This window comes from Sandaracinus amylolyticus (genome assembly GCF_021631985.1).
In the GTDB taxonomy this organism is placed as follows: domain Bacteria; phylum Myxococcota_A; class Polyangia; order Polyangiales; family Sandaracinaceae; genus Sandaracinus; species Sandaracinus amylolyticus_A.
Genome location: NZ_CP070225.1, coordinates 6,851,562 through 6,868,550 on the forward strand (window position 1 = coordinate 6,851,562; position 16,989 = coordinate 6,868,550).

The 16,989-nt window shown below is 70.4% G+C and carries 17 protein-coding genes; 4 read left to right on the top strand and 13 right to left on the bottom strand.

Annotated features, from left to right (window positions below; translation table 11 throughout):
- The first annotated feature begins 6 nt into the window (after nucleotides 1-6).
- Nucleotides 7-1,668: an alpha-amylase family glycosyl hydrolase gene (locus I5071_RS29040; RefSeq protein ID WP_236516438.1), complete on the top strand. Its 1,662-nt coding sequence runs from the start codon at nucleotides 7-9 to the stop codon at nucleotides 1,666-1,668.
- Between the two features lie 3 nt (nucleotides 1,669-1,671).
- Here the strand turns inward: I5071_RS29040 and I5071_RS29045 are convergent, their stop codons facing one another.
- From I5071_RS29045 to I5071_RS29075, 7 genes are all read right to left on the bottom strand, one after another.
- Nucleotides 1,672-3,192: an RtcB family protein gene (locus I5071_RS29045; RefSeq protein WP_236516447.1), complete on the bottom strand. Its 1,521-nt coding sequence runs from the start codon at nucleotides 3,190-3,192 to the stop codon at nucleotides 1,672-1,674.
- A gap of 11 nt (nucleotides 3,193-3,203) precedes the next feature.
- Nucleotides 3,204-3,782: a hypothetical protein gene (locus I5071_RS29050; protein ID WP_236516448.1), complete on the bottom strand. Its 579-nt coding sequence runs from the start codon at nucleotides 3,780-3,782 to the stop codon at nucleotides 3,204-3,206.
- 87 nt (nucleotides 3,783-3,869) lie between these two features.
- The gene (locus tag I5071_RS29055; RefSeq protein WP_236516450.1) at nucleotides 3,870-4,892 is read right to left on the bottom strand and encodes a YsnF/AvaK domain-containing protein; all 1,023 of its coding nucleotides are present in this window, start codon (nucleotides 4,890-4,892) and stop codon (nucleotides 3,870-3,872) included.
- Between the two features lie 49 nt (nucleotides 4,893-4,941).
- Nucleotides 4,942-5,358: a DUF2382 domain-containing protein gene (locus I5071_RS29060; RefSeq protein WP_236516452.1), complete on the bottom strand. Its 417-nt coding sequence runs from the start codon at nucleotides 5,356-5,358 to the stop codon at nucleotides 4,942-4,944.
- A gap of 7 nt (nucleotides 5,359-5,365) precedes the next feature.
- Nucleotides 5,366-5,509, bottom strand: coding sequence for a hypothetical protein (locus I5071_RS29065; protein ID WP_236516453.1), 144 nt, complete (start codon nucleotides 5,507-5,509; stop codon nucleotides 5,366-5,368).
- Nucleotides 5,510-5,677: 168 nt separating this feature from the next.
- Entirely contained in the window at nucleotides 5,678-6,298 is a 621-nt protein-coding gene (locus I5071_RS29070) for a MarC family protein (protein ID WP_236516455.1), read from the bottom strand.
- Nucleotides 6,295-6,798 carry an Lrp/AsnC family transcriptional regulator gene (locus I5071_RS29075; protein WP_236516457.1) on the bottom strand — a complete coding sequence of 168 codons (504 nt, stop codon included), beginning with the start codon at nucleotides 6,796-6,798 and terminating at the stop codon, nucleotides 6,295-6,297. The genes I5071_RS29070 and I5071_RS29075 overlap by 4 nt, the downstream gene beginning before the upstream one ends.
- Before the next feature lie 445 nt (nucleotides 6,799-7,243).
- Here I5071_RS29075 and I5071_RS29080 point away from each other — a divergent pair, with 445 nt between their 5' ends.
- Nucleotides 7,244-9,361, top strand: a complete 2,118-nt coding sequence (locus I5071_RS29080) for an amylo-alpha-1,6-glucosidase (protein WP_236516458.1) — start codon at nucleotides 7,244-7,246, stop codon at nucleotides 9,359-9,361.
- Nucleotides 9,362-9,439: 78 nt separating this feature from the next.
- Here I5071_RS29080 and I5071_RS29085 read toward each other — a convergent pair whose 3' ends face one another.
- The 5 genes from I5071_RS29085 to atpD all read right to left on the bottom strand — a co-directional run bounded on the left by I5071_RS29085 (nucleotide 9,440) and on the right by atpD (nucleotide 14,059).
- A complete protein-coding gene (locus I5071_RS29085) occupies nucleotides 9,440-10,675 on the bottom strand; it encodes a hypothetical protein (protein ID WP_236516466.1) in 1,236 nt (411 codons plus the stop codon).
- Between the two features lie 59 nt (nucleotides 10,676-10,734).
- A complete protein-coding gene (locus I5071_RS29090) occupies nucleotides 10,735-11,001 on the bottom strand; it encodes a hypothetical protein (RefSeq protein ID WP_236516468.1) in 267 nt (88 codons plus the stop codon).
- Between the two features lie 133 nt (nucleotides 11,002-11,134).
- Entirely contained in the window at nucleotides 11,135-12,061 is a 927-nt protein-coding gene (locus tag I5071_RS29095; RefSeq protein ID WP_236516469.1) for a SphA family protein, read from the bottom strand.
- A 117-nt stretch (nucleotides 12,062-12,178) separates the two neighbouring features.
- On the bottom strand, nucleotides 12,179-12,613 hold the full coding sequence (gene atpC / locus I5071_RS29100) for an ATP synthase F1 subunit epsilon (RefSeq protein WP_236516471.1): 435 nt from the start codon (nucleotides 12,611-12,613) through the stop codon (nucleotides 12,179-12,181).
- Between the two features lie 6 nt (nucleotides 12,614-12,619).
- Nucleotides 12,620-14,059 carry a F0F1 ATP synthase subunit beta gene (gene atpD / locus I5071_RS29105; protein ID WP_236516473.1) on the bottom strand — a complete coding sequence of 480 codons (1,440 nt, stop codon included), beginning with the start codon at nucleotides 14,057-14,059 and terminating at the stop codon, nucleotides 12,620-12,622.
- A gap of 181 nt (nucleotides 14,060-14,240) precedes the next feature.
- Between atpD and I5071_RS29110 the strand changes: the two genes are divergently transcribed.
- Both I5071_RS29110 and I5071_RS29115 read left to right on the top strand, forming a co-directional pair.
- Nucleotides 14,241-14,633: a DUF4234 domain-containing protein gene (locus tag I5071_RS29110; protein WP_236516475.1), complete on the top strand. Its 393-nt coding sequence runs from the start codon at nucleotides 14,241-14,243 to the stop codon at nucleotides 14,631-14,633.
- Nucleotides 14,634-14,712: 79 nt separating this feature from the next.
- Nucleotides 14,713-16,152 carry a circularly permuted type 2 ATP-grasp protein gene (locus tag I5071_RS29115; protein WP_236516477.1) on the top strand — a complete coding sequence of 480 codons (1,440 nt, stop codon included), beginning with the start codon at nucleotides 14,713-14,715 and terminating at the stop codon, nucleotides 16,150-16,152.
- A gap of 3 nt (nucleotides 16,153-16,155) precedes the next feature.
- Here I5071_RS29115 and I5071_RS29120 read toward each other — a convergent pair whose 3' ends face one another.
- Nucleotides 16,156-16,983: an SDR family oxidoreductase gene (locus tag I5071_RS29120; RefSeq protein WP_236516478.1), complete on the bottom strand. Its 828-nt coding sequence runs from the start codon at nucleotides 16,981-16,983 to the stop codon at nucleotides 16,156-16,158.
- Nucleotides 16,984-16,989: the final 6 nt, after the last annotated feature.

Here is a 16,989-nt window from a genome sequence, read left to right on the forward strand (position 1 = left end):
CGATTCGTGCGTACGCGGATCGCGATGATGCTGGCGCTGACGGCGTGCACGAGCGCGCCGGGTGCGCTTCCAGGCGACGGCATCGACGCGGGCTCGCGTCGTCGCGATGCGTCGGCACCGATCGACGGAGCGACGGAGCGCGACGTGGGCCCGCGCGTCGACGGCGGCGATCCGTTCACCACGTTCGATCGCGCGTGGTGGGAGCGCGCGGTGATCTACTTCGTGATGGTCGATCGTTTCTCGAACGGCGATCGCACCAACGACGGCGACGCGACGTGCACCGATGCGAGCGCGCCGATCCTGTTCCACGGCGGCGATCTGCAGGGCATCGTCGATCGGCTCGACTACCTCGAGGAGCTCGGCGTCACCGCGGTGTGGATCACGCCGGTGCAGCGACAGGTCGGACGACGCGGCGATCAGTGCGGCTATCACGGCTACTGGGCGGATCTCGGTGTGCCCGACGACGGCGCGATCGAGCCGCGCCTCGGGGGCGAGGCCGCGCTGCATGCGCTGATCGACGCGCTGCACGAGCGCGGGATGCGCCTGATCGTCGATCTCGTCGTCAACCACGCGGGGTACGGCGCGCGCGTGGTGGGGCAGCGACCCGAGTGGTTCCATCCGAGCGCGGGCTGCGAGACGCTCGGCGATCCCGACGTCTACTGCGCGCTCTCGGGGCTGCCCGACTTCGCGCACGAGCGCGACGACGTCGCCGACTACCTCGATGCGATGAGCACGTCGTTCGTGTCGCGCTTCGCGTTCGACGGCATCCGCATGGACACCGTGAAGCACGTCGAGGTCGCGTACTTCCGCGATCGATGGGTGCCCGCGGTGCGCGAGGAGCGCCCCGGGCTCTATCTGGTCGGCGAGCTCTTCGACGAGGGCGGATATGCGCTCTTCGATCGGTATCTCGACGCAGGGTTCGACGGGCTCTTCGACTTCCCGATGCGACGCGCGCTGATCGACTCGGTCGCGCACGGCGGATCGCTCGGAGCGCTCGCGGGGCGCGCCCAGGAGACGGTCACGCGCTGGGGCGCCGAGCGGGCCCGGCTGCGCGCGACGATGATCGACAACCACGACGTGCCGCGCTTCGTCGAGGAGATGAGCGGCGCGAGCGAGGCCGAGAAGAGCGCGCGGCTGCGGCTCGCGCTCGGTGTGCTCTTCACGGTGCCGGGCATTCCGCAGCTCTACATGGGCGACGAGCTCGGGATGGGCGGCGCGTATCCCCTCAATCGCCGCGACATGCCGGCGTGGACGTGGCGCGCCGAGGATCGCGAGGGAGCGCACGAGGGCGCGCTGCCCGACGCCGCGCGCATCCACGACGAAGTGCGCGCGCTCGCGCGACTGCGCGCATCGACGCCGGCGCTGCACGCCGGTGGCTATCAGGAGCTCTGGCGGCCCGCGCCGGGCGGCGCGAACGCGTGGGCGTTCTTCCGGAGCAGCGGAGAGAGTCGAGTCGTCGTCGCGGTGAACGGAGGCGCGACGACGATCACCGACCTACAGGTGCCCTATCGCACCAACCCCGGGATCGCCGAGCGAGATCGCGAGACACCCGACGGCACCACGCTGACCCTCGTGCACGGCCCGGAGGGCGCGAGCGCGCGCGTGGTCGGAGGGCGGATCGCGCTGATGCTCCCGCCGCGATCGCTCGTCGTCCTCACGATGCCGTGAGTGTCACTTCCCGCGCATCCGGCGACCCTGGTCGCGCGCCTTCTCACGCGCCTTCGCGTCGGCCTTGCGCGCCCTCGCCTTCGGCGAGCGGAGCGCTTCCTCGGTGCCCTTCAGCGAGCACACCGGCCACAGACGGTGCTCGATCTCCGCGAGCCCTGCCGCCACCACCGCGCTCACCACTTCGTCGCTCGACTTGTAACAAGGCGCGGCCTCGTCGAGCGGGACGCGACCGTCGAGATTGACCAGGATGCCGTCGCGTCGATATTGCTCGTCGATCTTCTTCTGATCGAGCGTGCGAGTCGCCTCTCCGCGCGACAGGCGTCGTCCCGCGCCGTGATTGACGCTGTAGGCGCTCTTCACCGCGCCCGGCTTCGGACGGAGGATGTAGCTCCAGTCGCGATTGCTCCCCGGGATCAACACCGGGTGACCGCTCGCCTCCCACTCCGTCCCTCGCAGCGCGGGATGGCCCCCCGGGAACGCGCGGGTCGCGCCCTTGCGATGCACCCAGACCTTGCCGAATTCCGGGTGTGTCTCGGCCTGCACGAGGTTGTGGCTGATCTCGTAGATGAGCTCGAGGTCCTTCCGGAACACCCGGCGGAACGCCTCGGCGACCGCCTCGAAGAGCACCAGTCGATTGACGATCGCGTAATTCCCGCCGGCGGCGACCGCATTGAGATATTCGCGGTAGTGCTCGCTGTCGGGCGTGAAGAAGCCGAGATCGATGTCGCGCTGCTCGGGGTGCTCCTCGCGCGCCATCTCGAAGTAGTTCGTCGCGAGCCCGTGCCCGAATCCCCGACTGCCGGTGTGCACCTGCACGAAGAGCGTGCTCGTCTGCTCGCTCTTCTGCAGCTCGATGAAGTGATTTCCGCCGCCGAGCGTGCCCAGCTGCGCGAGGCCGCGCTCCGGGTTGCCCTTCCCGCCCCACGGGATCTTCCACCCGTCGTCGACCGGAATGCGCTGCCGCTCGGCGCGATGGCGCTCGACGCGCGCACCGTGGGCCTCGACGTAGTGCTCGGCACCGCCCCGCACGACGTCCTCGAGCTCGCGCTTGCTGAGCTCGCCGAAGCGGTGCGACTTTCCACCCGCGCCGAGCGCGACTCGCTCCATCACCTCGCGGTTGAACTCGAGCTGTCGATCGGGCGTCGCCGCTTCCGCGGGGACCTCGCTGCGCGCGCTCACCATGCCGCAGCCGATGTCGAACCCGACCGGCCCCATCGCGACCGCGCCTTCGTCGCGGTCGGTGAGGATCACGCAGCCCACGGGCACGCCGTACCCGACGTGCACGTCGGGTGTGATCACCACGCACTTCACGCCGGGAAACCGCGTCGCGTTCACGATCTGTCGATAGACGTCCTGCTCGCACTCGCGCAGCAGCGCCTCGCCGAGGAAGAGCCGCACCGGCACGTCGCCGACGTCTCCGGTCTCGAGCCGATGATATCCGCCCTCTGCGTCCCACTTGCAGTGGCGCTTCCAATCGCCCGCGGAGATCAGCTCGCGCGAGTCCCGCAACATGCCCGAGGCCATGCGCGTGATTATCACTCGACGAGCGAGCAGCGCTCGACGATCTCGCGGAAACACCCCGACGACGCGTCGCTCAGGCAGTCGTCGTACGCCGCGAGCTCCGGGATGCACGCGTCGCGGCAGACGAAGAGATCGAGCCCGCTGCGCCGCGCGCACGCCGGTTGCTCGTGCGCGCAGCACGCGAACGCCTCCCACCCCGGCTGGCATCCGGCGGAGTTCGCGCAGCGCACGAGCGTGTTGTCGACACACGCCACGCACTGGCTGTCGCGCGCGATGCACCCGTCCACGCACCCTCCGTCGCCCTCCTCGCAGGCCCGGGCGCACGCGCGCGTCGTGGCCGCGCAGCCGGGACCGACGAACGGCGCGATCTCCTGTCCGCACGCCAGCGGTCCTGCATCCACCGCCGAGGCATCGGGCCCCGCGATCGCACCATCGAACCCCTGCCCTCCCCCGTCGAGCTGCGAGACCGATCCGTCCTGCTGGGAGACGCTCCCGTCGCGTCGATAGGCCTCCGGAGGCGCGTCTCGCGACTCGTAACAACCGACCAACGACATCATCAGCACGAGCGCGGCGATCGATCGACGAGGCTGCATGCCCGACATCCGTTCGCACACCGCGCGCCACGCAGCGGACATGCGACGAGGGACACACGTGCACGCGGCCCTCGTCGCTCGTCCTGCTCACACGTGCCGGACCTCGCTCGTCGCGCCACGCGCGCGATCGAACGCATGCCGCACCGCCGCCTTCACGCGCTCCCAGGTGCCGGGATGACGGTCCTCCCAGCGGGTGCGCGCGTCGCGCTCGATCAGGGTCCAGTCGCGCCCCGCGTAGCGCCGATCGCCGCCGAGCTCGTGCCCGAGGCGATAGGCCGGCTCGTACGACTCCCAGCGCGCGTCCACGATCGTCCCGTAGTTGCGATCGAAGTGCGCGCGATGATCGCGCGAGACGCGATCCCATCCGCCGAGCGCCGGGCGATCGAAGTCGTCCACCGCGACCTCGGTCTTCCTCACGGTGTCGCGGATGCGCTCGGTGCGCGTGTCGACGTCCTTGCCGACGCGCACCTCCTCCACGACGTGCGCGCTCTTGCCGACGACCGCCTTCTCCACGCGCTCGCGGATCGAGATGTCGCCCGCCTGCCGCACCGCCGCGACGTCGCCCGCGCTCGCGGGACGATCGACCGGCACGCGCTCGACCCTCACGTGCTCCTCGCGGAGCTGCACGTCCTGCTCGATCGGCTGCTCGACGAACCGCGTGTGCACGCGTGCACCGCCGCGCTCGATCTCGCGCTTGCCGACCTCGAGCTCCTCCTCGACGACCGGGATCACCCTCTCGGTCGTCCTGCGCTCGCCGATGCCGCGCTCGCTCTGGCTCCGGATGCTCTCGAGGCGTCCCTCGTCGAGCGTGGTGTCCGGCTCGGGCGCCCTCGTCGCCCCCGGCTCGTAGCGCCGCATGATCGCGGCCGCGCGCACCGCGTCGGCGTCGGTCGTGTCGACCGTCACCAGGACCCAGCCGCGCGAGATCGCGTCCTTGTAGTACTCCGCATCGGCGCGCGGGATCCCGATCCGCTGGAGATCGTGCACCGACCCGCCGAGCATGCTCTTCCGCAGCTGTACGTCGCTGCGCGAGAACCCAGCGTCCTCGAGCTCCTTCTCGATGCGCGAGCTGCTCGCACCATCGAAGAGCCCGACCACCGTCTTCCTCATGATGTCCTCCTGGCGTGTCCGTTCGCTCAGTCCGCCTTCCGCGCGCCCTTCACCTCCTCTCGCTCTCGAGCGGCACGCGCTCGATCTCGACGTCCTCGCGACGGAGCACGACGTCCTGCGGCGCGCTCTCGATCGGCACGCGTCGCCTCCGGATGTGCAGCTCCTCGCGGAGCAGCAGCTTCTTCTGCACGACCACGACCTCTTCGAGCACCGGCACGACGAGCACGTCGCCCTCCATGCGGTTGCCCGGCGCGGCGTCGACGTAACGATCGACGGGGACGCGCTCGACCGCGACCTCCTCGCGGTACGCCTCCGGGACCACGTGCTCGACGCGCTCGGTCACGCGCTTGTGCACGCGCACCTCCGCGGTGTCGACGAGCTGGCGCTCGATCTCCGCGCGCTCGTCGACCACCGGGATGACGACGTCGCCCTCGCGCCGCGGCACGTCCGTTCGCTGCGTCGGCATGGCGCCCTCAGAGCAGCAGCGCTGCGATGATCGCCGCGACGACGATCACGGCGAGCAGGAGGAGGAACGTGAGCGCGCCCTTGTCGTGCGCGCGCTCGGGGCGGTCGTAGATCCGCGGCCCGGTGGGTAGGTCCTGGGTGTTGGTGGCCATGCCCCGCTCAATGGACGCGAGAGGGCCGGGTCCAACCAGCATTCGTGAGTTGCCGGATCGCTCGTTCCCCTGAAAAACAGGCGCGATCGTGCCCCGTCGTCGCGACGCGCCACGGGACGTCCTTGCCGCGCGCACGGCGCGCTGCGACGCACCGCGAGGCCGGCGGCCTCAGGCCGGCGAGACGATCGCGCGCGCGATCGGGACGACTCGGTCGATCACGAACTGCACGCCGATCACGAGCACCACGAGGCCCATGATGCGCGTCGTGAGCGCGGTGCCGGTCGCCCCGAAGCGCGCGAGCAGCGCCGGTGCCGCCGCGAGCACGACCCAGGTGAGGGCGAGCACCACGACGAGGGCGCCCGCGAGCGCGGCGACGTGGGTGACGCTCTCCGCCTGCCCGACCAGCACCATCACGGTCGTCATCGCGCCTGGCCCACCGATCAGCGGGATCCCGAGCGGCACGATCGAGGGATCCTCGGGCGTGCTCGCGCCCGTGGTCGCGTGGTCGCCGCCGCGCAGCATCGAGAGCCCGAGCATCACGAAGAGGATGCCGCCGCCGATGCGGAACGCCTCGATCGTCACGCCGAAGAGGCGCAGCAGCGCGGAGCCGCTCGTCGCGAACACCGCGAGCACCGCGAGCGCGGCGAGGCACGCACGAAGGGCTACCCGGCGGCGCGCCCGGGCGTCGCTGCGCGCCGTCATCGACGCGAACACCGGCGCGACCCCGATCGGATCGATCACGGTGAACAGCGACGAGACGCAGAGCGCGCCGAAGGCCGCGGCGCTCATCGCGGGCTCCGCTTCGCGCGCACCGGCGCGTCTTCCCGGAGCGGCACCGGGCCGCGGTGCTTCGCCGACGAGAGCACGAACGTCGTCTTGACCCGGCCGATCACCGCGATCGGCGTGAGCCGGTCGAGCAGGAACGACTCGAACGCACGCACGCTCTCGACGACGACCTTGAGGAGGAAGTCCTCGTCCCCCGCGATGTGGTGCACCTCGAGCACCTCGGGCATCGCGGTGGTCGCCTTCACGAAGCGGCGATGGCTCTCGAGCGCGTGGTCCTTCAGCGTGACGTGCACGAACGCCATCACCCCGCGCCCGACCTGCGCCGGATCGACGTCGGCGTGGTACCCGCGCAGCACCCCGCTCTGCTCGAGCCGGTCGAGCCGCGCCCGGAGTGGCGTCGTGGTGAGCCCCACCGCGTCGGCGAGCGCGGCGAGGCTGGTCCGCGCGTCGCGCTGCAGCGCGTCGAGGATCGCGCGATCGATGTCGTCCAGCGGATCTCTCATGCGAGATGCTTCTAGCGCAGACGATTCGTCCGTCAACGGCAGCTCTGGTAGCCGATTCGGCTACCGCGCTTGCCGGTGGCAGGCAGGTCGCGGACCCCGCGCATCCGCTCTCGCGCTGCCGCGCCGCCGTGCGCGTGCTCCAGGAGCGCACCGCGCTCGACGAGCGCGCGCGCCGGGCCGCGCCGTTCTCGCGCTGAGGGGCCGACGGGCGCTCGCGGCCGGGGTAGACGATTCGTCCATCGAGAGCCGCTCGCCCAGCCGATTCGGCTACCCAGGTCGTCCTGGGCAGCGCATTTCAAACCCGGGGCGACGTGTCGCACGCGCACGATCGGGGGAGGCACGCCGTGCCCCGCGCGCGACGCTCGATCGCGCGCCATGCCGCGGCGCGCGCGGCAGCACGCGGTTTGCGATGGACGGCGCCGCACCCCGTTCAGGGAGACCGAGCATGCCCGGCACTGCTACCACGCTCCGATGGGTCGGCATCGGCGCGCCGGCTCCGGCCGAAGGAATCCAGTCGACCACCGTGAACCCCGACGTGCGCGCCGCGACCGAGGGTGCGCCCGAGTGGCTCGTCACCAACGGCCTCGGCGGATACGCGTGCGGCACGATGACCGGCCTCGTCACGCGCCGGTTCCACGGGTATCTCGTCGCCGCGCTGGCCGCCCCGCGCGGGCGCACGATGATGCTCAACAACCTACGCGAGCTCGTCGTCGGTGAGCAGGGCCCGGCGCGGCTCTCGGAGCAGCCGGATCCCGACGTCAGCCACGCACCGTTGGCCACGCTGCGCGAGTTCCGGCTCGAGCTCGGGCTGCCGGTGTGGACGTTCGAGCACGCGGGACAGGTGCTCGAGAAGCGCATCGTGCTGCCGCACCGGCAGAACACGGTCTACGTCGTCTACACGCGAGTGGACGGCGCCGGCCCGCTCGAGCTGCAGCTCGATCCCTGGATCCACTTCCGCCCTCACGAGGGCACGCTCGCCGGGCCGATCGAGGGCGAGTACGCGCTGCGGGCGCTCGGCGGTCGCTACGAGGTGGAGGACGTGCTCGACGTCGGCCTACCTCCGCTGCGCCTCAAGATCGTGGGCGCGACGTCGCACTTCGAGATCGACGAGCGGCGGATCCGCAACGTGCGCTACCTCGTCGAGCAGTCGCGCGGCTACGACGCGTCGGGCGATCTCTACAGCCCGGGGAGGTTCCGCGCGGAGCTCGTGCCGGGCGCGTCGGTCGCGCTCGTGGCGTCGGTCGAGGACTGGCGCACCATCGGCGCGCTCACGCCCGATCTCGCGATCCGCGCGGAGCGCGCGCGGCGCGAGCGGCTCGTCTCGATCGCGCATCCGGGGCTCCACACGAGCACGGCCTCGGAGCTCGTGATCGCCGCCGATCAGTTCATCATCCACCCCGCAGGCCGCCTCGAGGACGCCGCGCTCGCGCACGCGTTCGGCGACGAGGAGCGCACGATCGTCGCGGGCTACCACTGGTTCACGGATTGGGGCCGCGACACGATGATCAGCCTCGAGGGGCTGACGATCACGACCGGTCGCGTCGAGGAGGCGGGCTACATCCTCCGCACCTTCGCGAAGTACGTGAAGGACGGCCTCATCCCCAACATGTTCCCGGAGGGCAAGGGCGAGGGCCTCTATCACACGGCCGACGCGACGCTCTGGTTCTTCCACGCGACGCGGCGCTACGTCGACGCGAGCGGCGATCACGACACGCTGCGCCGCCTGCTCCCGCTGATGGCGGACATCGTCGAGCGACACGTCGAGGGCACGCGCTTCGGCATCCACGTCGATCCGAAGGACGGGCTGCTCGCGCAGGGCGCGGCGGGATACCAGCTCACGTGGATGGACGCGAAGGTCGGCGATCTCGTGGTGACGCCGCGCCGCGGCAAGGCCGTCGAGATCAACGCGCTCTGGTACAACGCGCTGCGCCTGATGGAGGAGTGGGCCATCAGCGAGCGGAACGACGAGGAGGCCGCGCAGCGCTATCGACAGCTCGCGGATCGGGTGCGCGAGTCGTTCAACGCGCGCTTCTGGAACGAGCGCCGCGGCTGCCTCTTCGACGTGATCGACGGCGAGGACGGACACGACGACGCGATCCGGCCCAACCAGATCTTCTCGATCTCGCTCCCGCACGCGGTGCTCGATCCGTCGCGCTGGGAGCAGGTCATCGAGGTCGTGCGCGCGAACCTGCTCACGCCGTACGGGCTGCGCTCGCTCGCGCCCTCGGATCCCGACTACCAGCCGCAGTACTTCGGCGACCTGCGCGCGCGCGATCTCGCGTACCACCAGGGCACGATCTGGCCGTGGCTGATCGGTCCGTACTTCGACGCGTGGAGCAAGGTGCACCCCGATCGCATCGAGGAGATCCGACCGACCGCGATCAGCCTCGGCCAGCACCTCGCGAGCGCGTGCATCGGGAGCATCAGCGAGATCTTCGACGCCGAGCCCCCTTACACGCCGCGCGGTTGCTGCGCGCAGGCATGGAGCGTGGCGGAGGCGATCCGCGTCCTCGCGGCGGTGAACGTACGGCGAGGCGTCGGCATCGAGGCCGCAGCAGAGTGATCCACGGAACGACGACGACGGCAGCCTACCTCGTCCTCCGGGTGGGCTGCCGTCGTCGGTCGACGCGGTGGATCGCGATCAGGAGAGCTGCGAGCTCATCCGCTCCTGCGCCATGCTCCGGACCGTCTCGGTCACGCGCTCGCGGAGATCGTCGCGGAGTCGCTCGCGGATCGCCTGCGCGACGCGCTCGCGCACGACCTCGCCGACACGCTCGCGCACCGCGTCCGCGAGCCGCTCGGGATCCATGTTGCCCTGCTGCATGCAGTTGCGGATCGTCTCGGCGAGCCGCTCGCGCAGGCCCTCCATCACGCGCTCGCGCGCGCGATCCGCGAGGCGCTCCGCGATCTCGTCGCCGAAGCGCTCGCGGAGGCGATCGCCGATGCGCTCCGCGAACCCGCCGCCCATCTGGGGCATGCCCATCTGTCCGCCGCCGACGGCGCCGAAGCCCATCTGCTGCGGCCCGAGCCCGGACAAGCTCATCTGCTGCGGGCCGAAGCCCATCATCGACTGGCTGCCCATCATCATCATCATCGAGTTGCGCACCGCCTCCTGCACTCGCTCGCGCAGCGCGGACGCGAGGCGCTCGCGCAGCGCGTCCTCGAGGCGCTCGCGCATGCCCTGCGAGATGCGCTCGTGGATCGCGTCGGCGATGCGCGACTGGAGCATCTCGGGCCCGGCCCACGCGCCCTCGCTCTGCATGAGCGCAGTGCGCATGCCGTCGACGATGCGCGCTTCGATGCCCTCCATCACGCGCTCGCGGATCGCGGGCACGATGCGCTCCTGCACGACGCGCTCGCGCAGCCGCTCGCGGAGCTCCTGCGCGACGCGCTCGGCGATCGGATAGCTGCCCTCGCCGAGCTGGCTCTGGATCGCGTACACGACGCGCTCGCGGATCCCGTCGACCATGCGATCGCGCAGCTCCTCGCGGATGTCGTCGCGCAGCGACTGCTCGATCCGATCACGCACCATCTCGACGATGCGCTGCGCGGCCATCCCGCTCGTGATCGCGCCCGACGCGATCGCGGCGCGCACGCCCTCGCGGATGCGCTCGCGGAGGCGCTCCCGCAGCCGCTCGTGGATCGCCTCGGAGAGCCGCGCGTGCAGGCCCTCGCGGATGCGCTCGTGCACACGCTCGGCGATGCGATCGCCGAGCTGGAATCCCCCTTCCTGCTGCTGCTGCCACCACTGCCCGCCGCCACCGCCAGCGAGCCCGCCCATCATCATCATCGGGCGACGTCCCATCGCCTGCTGCGTCATCGCGATCATCTGGCTGAGGCGGGACAGCTCCTGCTCGGTCACGTTGTCGGTCGTCATCTCTTCTTCCCCCTGTATCGATTGATCGAGTGCACTGCCGAGTGAGTTCGTCGGACGCGCTACTCCTCCGCGTCGGCGCGTGCAGCGACATGCGAGATCGCGCGTTCCCCTTCGCGCGACGTCGCATCCGCGTGCTCTTCGTCGAGGCCCAGCGCCCACAGCTCGAACGCGATGCTCGGGATCGATCGCGCTGCGATCGCGAGCTCCGCGAATCGCACCGTGAGCTCGCCCTCGGAGGGCGCCTCGGGATCGGTGGGCGGAGCGCCGTCGATGCGGAGCTCCTCGCCCGTCAGCGCGCGGTGGATCGCGCGGATCTCCTGCGTCATTCGCTCGTAGGTTCGTCGCTCCACGTGTGCCCCCTGTCGCCCCGGGTGCCGGAGCAAGGCTCACGTACGGACGCGAATTGGGCGTACCAAGCTCGCCGGCGAGGGAGCACGCAGCGCGGACGCGACGCACGGATCACCGCGGAGATCGCGGCTCGGGACGCCACGCGACGAGCGAGAGCTGGAACACGAGCACCTGGCCCTCGGTGCGCGACCTCACGTCGAGCTCGCGCACCCAGCGCATCCCGATGCGACCTGGGAGCGCCGGCAACATCACGCCGATCTCGGCGCCGAGCGCGAAGACGCGATCACGCGCGCCCTGCAGCACGAGCGGTACATCGCTGCCTTCGTCGTCGGTGGTCTGCCAGAGCGCAGCGCCGACGACGCCGACGTCGACGAGATCGAAGAGCGTCGCGCCGATGCCGCCTTGGATCGTCAGGGCGTCGCCGCGGCGGATGTCGATCCCGTTCTTCGTCTGGTTGAGGTCGTAGCTCGCCATCGCGCTCGCGGAGTAGCGGCGCTCCTCGTCGACGTAGATCGCGGTGCCGAGCGAGAGCTCGTGCGTGATGTGCCCGCTGCTCACGCTGCCCTCGCCGAGGCGGAAGAGCCCGGTCGGCAGATAGAGCGCGTACCCCGTGACGACGTCGACGTGGGGCAGGCGCCAGCCGAGCGAGAGTGGCTGCACGTACACGTCGCCGAGGCCCGAGCGATCGAGGCTGACCTGGGGGAGGTCGGAGGAGAGCGAGGCGTGCGCGAGCGGCAGCGCGGCGGTGACCGCGACGTACGTCGCTTCGTCGGGCAGCTCGACGACCAGCGAGAGACCGAGCGCGTTCCCGATCGCGTCGATGCGCAGATCTTCGATCGGCACCTCGGCGCCGGTGCGATCGTAGAGCGCGTCCGCGGTGTAGTAGGCGAGCTGATCCGCGACGTAGAGCCCTGCGTCCCGGCGTCGGCCGGCGTGGAGCCCCTGCGTCCCGATCAGTCGGTGACCGAGATCCTGCGCCGCAGCTGGCGCGCTCGTGAGGAGCGCCGCGAGGAGGAGCGCGCGAGAGAGGGCTCGCATGCGCGGGTGCCTCGCAAGGCGAGTGCCTCCGGGTGGCCGCGATCGCGGAGCGACGGAATGCGACGAGCCCCGTCACGCTGGTGCGCGACGGGGCCCGTTCGTCGGATCGAGATCGACTCAGGGGTGCGAGCCGTTGTCCGCCTTCGCCTGGAGGCGCGCGAGGCACCAGTCGATCTGGCGCTGCAGCTCCTCGTAGCGCGGCCCCTCGTAGAGCTCGCCGTAGCCCGCGAGCTCCTTCTCGGCCGCCTCGAGCTCGCTCTGCACCTTCGCGGTGTCGATCTCCTTCGGCTGCGCGAACACGTCGCACAGGAGGAGCACCTTGTCGGGGCCCGCCTCGACGAAGCCCGCGCCCACCGCCGCCACGTGATCCTTGCCGGCGACGCGATACTTCACGACGCCCGGCTTGAGCGCGGCGAGCAGCGGGAGGTGGCCCGCGAACACGCCGAACTCGCCGTGCACGCTGGGCGCCGCCACGCTCTCCGCCTCCGTGCGGAGCACGAGACCGAGCGGAGTCGCGACCTCGAGAGTCAGAAGCTCAGGATTGGCAGCCATCGCCAATCACTCCTTCATCTTCTCGGCGGCGGCCTTCACCTCGTCGATGTTGCCCTTCATGTAGAAGGCCTGCTCCGGGATGTGATCGAGCGAGCCGCTGAGGATCTCCTCGAACGCCGCGATCGAGTCGGCGAGCGGGACGTACTTGCCCTCGAAGCCGGTGAACTGCTGCGCGACGAAGAAGGGCTGCGAGAGGAAGCGCTGGATCTTGCGGGCGCGGTCGACGACGAGGCGGTCGTCCTCGCTCAGCTCGTCCATGCCGAGGATCGCGATGATGTCCTGCAGGTCCTTGTACTTCTGGAGCGTCTGCTGGACCTGGCGCGCGATCTTGTAGTGGCGCTCGCCGATGACCCCGGGCGAGAGCATCGTGCTCGTCGAGTCGAGCGGATCGACGGCCGGGTAGATGCCGAGCGCCGCGATGTCGCGCGAGAGAACGGTCGTCGCGTCGAGGTGGGCGAAGGCCGTCGCGGGCGCCGGGTCGGTGAGGTCGTCGGCGGGCACGTAGATCGCCTGCACCGAGGTGATCGAGCCCTTGTTCGTCGAGGTGATGCGCTCCTGCAGAGCGCCCATCTCGGTGGCGAGCGTCGGCTGGTAACCGACGGCGCTCGGGATGCGGCCGAGGAGCGCCGACACCTCGGAGCCCGCCTGGGTGAAGCGGAAGATGTTGTCGACGAAGAGCAGCACGTCCTGGCCCTGCTCGTCGCGGAAGTACTCCGCGACCGTCAGCGCCGAGAGCGCGACGCGGGCGCGCGCGCCGGGGGGCTCGTTCATCTGGCCGTAGATCAGCGCGGCCTTGCTGATGACCGGCGTGACGCCGTCGCCGAGGAGCGACTCGGTCATCTCGATCTTGAGGTCGGTGCCCTCGCGGGTGCGCTCACCGACGCCCGCGAAGCACGACACACCGCCGTGCGCCTTCGCGACGTTGTTGATGAGCTCCATGATCAGCACGGTCTTGCCGACGCCGGCGCCGCCGAAGAGGCCGATCTTGCCGCCCTTACGATACGGAGCGAGCAGGTCGATGACCTTGATGCCCGTCTCGAAGATCTCGACCTTCGTCGACTGCTCGGTGAAGGCCGGCGCGGGCTTGTGGATCGACGAGTACTGCTTCGCGGTGACCTTCGGGCCGCCGTCGACGGGCTCGCCGACGACGTTGAGGATGCGGCCGAGGCACTCGGGGCCGACCGGCATCTGGATCGGCTTGCCGGTGTTCTTCACGGGCTGACCGCGGACCAGACCGTCGGTCGTGTCCATCGCGATCGCGCGGACGGTGCCTTCGCCGAGGTGCTGCGCGACCTCGAGGACGAGGTTGTCCGCCTCGTCACTGATGCCCTTGTTCGTCACGCGCAGCGCGGTGAGGACCTGGGGCAGCGTGCCAGGCGGGAACTCGACGTCGACCACCGGGCCGATGACCTGGGTGATCCGACCCTGGGAAGCAGCTTCGGCCATGACTCCTCTGGTTCTCCCGGCCTCCGGAGAGGCCCGTAATCTCGCGAAATTCGCGGCGCGGCGCGCGGAGCGAAGGGCCCTCCGGCGCGAAGCGCGCGGCGTCTAGCATGCAGGGGGGGTGGGGTCAACGAAGGCGGCCTGACAGCCCCGGGCCCGTTCGTGCGTAGCTAACGGCACGAACATGACCAAGCGCGAGCCCTGGATCGTCCTCGTCCTGACCTTCGTGACGTGCGGCCTCTATCACCTGTGGTGGCAGTACTCGACCACCGAGGAGCTGAAGCGCGTCTCGGGGCGCGACGATCTGAATCCGACGATGGATCTGATCCTCACGCTGCTGACGTGTGGTCTGTGGGTCGTCTACGTCGCCTACCGGAACGCCCAGGTCGTGCACGAGATGTACGGATCACGCGGGATGCAGCACGACGACAAGTCGACGCTGCTCGTCATCCTCTACGCGGTCGCGGTCTTCAACGGCGTGACCGCGTTCATCGCGCCGATGATCCTGCAGGACGAGATCAACAAGCTCGCGGATCGCGTGCTGGGAAGCGCGGGCCCGGCCCCGTCGACGTTCTGAGGATCGCGGAAACACGCGCGAAACGCGCGCAATTCGGGCTTTCCGAGCGCGCGGTCGCGCGTCTATCCTGGCGCTCGACATGGACGTGACGGACTACGATCTCGGCGGGTTCCACGACGAGATGTTCACCGCGCCGGGGGTGCCGCGGCCGGGATGCGAGCCCTTCGTGCAGCGGCTCGGGCAGCTGAGCGTCGAGGACATCGCGCGGCGCGAGCGCGCGGCCGAGAAGTCGATGCTCACGCTCGGGATCACGTTCCAGGTCTACGGGCACGAAGAAGGAACGGAGAAGATCTTCCCGTTCGACGTGGTGCCGCGCATCGTGACCGCGGACGAGTGGGACGTCGTGGAGCGCGGGCTCGCGCAGCGGATCCGCGCGCTCAACATGTTCGTCGCCGATCTCTACGGCGAGCAGAAGATCCTCGCCGACGGGATCGTGCCGCGCGATCTGATCGAGAGCGGCAAGGGCTATCTCCCCGCGTGCCGCGGGATCACGCCGCCGCGCGGGACGTGGATCCACGTGACCGGGACCGATCTCGTGCGCGACGCGAGCGGTGCGTTCCACGTGCTCGAGGACAACCTCCGCTGTCCGAGCGGCGTGAGCTACGTGCTCGAGAACCGCGCGCTCATGAAGCGCGTGTTCCCCCAGGTGTTCGAGGCCTCGCGGGTGCGTCCGGTCGACGAGTACCCGGGCCGATTGCGCGCGACGCTCGAGGCGATGTCGCCCCACGACGATCGGAACGTCGTGCTGCTGACGCCGGGCATCCACAACAGCGCGTACTTCGAGCACTCGTTCCTCGCGCAGCAGATGGGCGTGCCGCTGGTGCAGGGGAGCGATCTCGTGGTCGACGCCGACCGCGTGTACATGCGGACCACGCGCGGGTTCTCGCGGGTCGACGTGGTGTATCGACGCATCGACGACACGTTCCTCGACCCGCAGGCGTTCCGTCCCGACTCGCTGCTCGGGGTGCCGGGGATCGTGGGCGCGTGGGCGAAGGGCAACGTCGCGCTGTGCAACGCGCCGGGCACGGGGATCGCGGACGACAAGGTCGTCTACGCGTACGTGCCGAAGATCATCCGTTATTACCTGGGCGAAGACGCGATCCTGCCGAACGTGCCGACCTGGGTGTGCCGCGAGCCCGATCAGTGCGCGTACGTGCTCGAGCACCTCGACGAGCTCGTGGTGAAGGCCGCGAACGAGTCGGGCGGGTACGGGATGTTGATCGGTCCCGCGTCGACCGCGGAGGAGCGCGCGAAGTTCGCGGAGCGCATCCGCGCCGAGCCGCGCAACTACATCGCGCAGCCGACGCTCGCGCTCTCGCGCGCGCCGACGTTGGTGCACGACGAGGGCGGCACGCGGATCGAAGGGCGTCACGTCGATCTGCGGCCGTACATCCTGTTCGGCGAGGACGTGTACGTGCTGCCCGGTGGGCTCACGCGCGTGGCGCTGCGGCGGGGATCGCTCGTGGTGAACAGCTCGCAGGGCGGGGGCAGCAAGGACACCTGGGTGCTCGCGGAGTAGGCCTCACTCAGCGCGCACGTTGATGACGCGGGCGAGGATCGCCTCGGTCATCTCGAACGGGAGCGCGCTGCGCGCGAGCAATCGCGCGCGCACCCCGGGGCCGAGCGCGTAGCGAAGGCGCGGGCGGGGATCGACGAGCATCCTCACCACGAGGTCCGCGACCTCCTGGGGATCGCCCATGCGGCGCTCGGCGCTCGCGAGCATCGACTCCATGCGCTTCAAGAACGCGTCGTAGGGGCCGGGCTCGCTCGCCGCGCGCGCGGTCCATCGATTGCGCCCGAAGATGTCCGTTTGGTACGGACCAGGCTCGACGAGCACGACGCGCACCCCGAACGGGCGCATCTCGTGGCGCAGTGCTTCGGTCATGCCCTCGAGCGCGAACTTCGACGCGGCGTACGCGCCGAGCCCGGGCAGCGCTTGTCGTCCCGCCATCGAGGAGACGTTGATCACGATGCCCTTCGACGCGCGGAGGTGGGGCAGCGCGAGGCGCGTGAGCGCGTGCGGCGCGACGACGTTCACCTCGAAGAGGCGCTGGAGCTCGTCGGTCGCGACCTGCTCCTGGAACCCCGCGAGCCCGACACCCGCGTTGTTCACCAGCGCGTCGAGGCGGCCCTGCTCGCGCACGATGCGTGCGATCGCGGACTCGCGCTGCGCGGCGTCGGTGACGTCGAGCGCAATCGGGATCACCGAGAGACCGCGCGCAGCCTCGGTGAGCTCGGGCGACGCGGATGGATCGCGCACGCCAGCATAGACGGTGTGACCGGCGCGCGCGGCGCCGATCGCGATGAGCTTGCCGAACCCGCTGCGGCAACCGGTGACGAGGACGATCATCGCGCG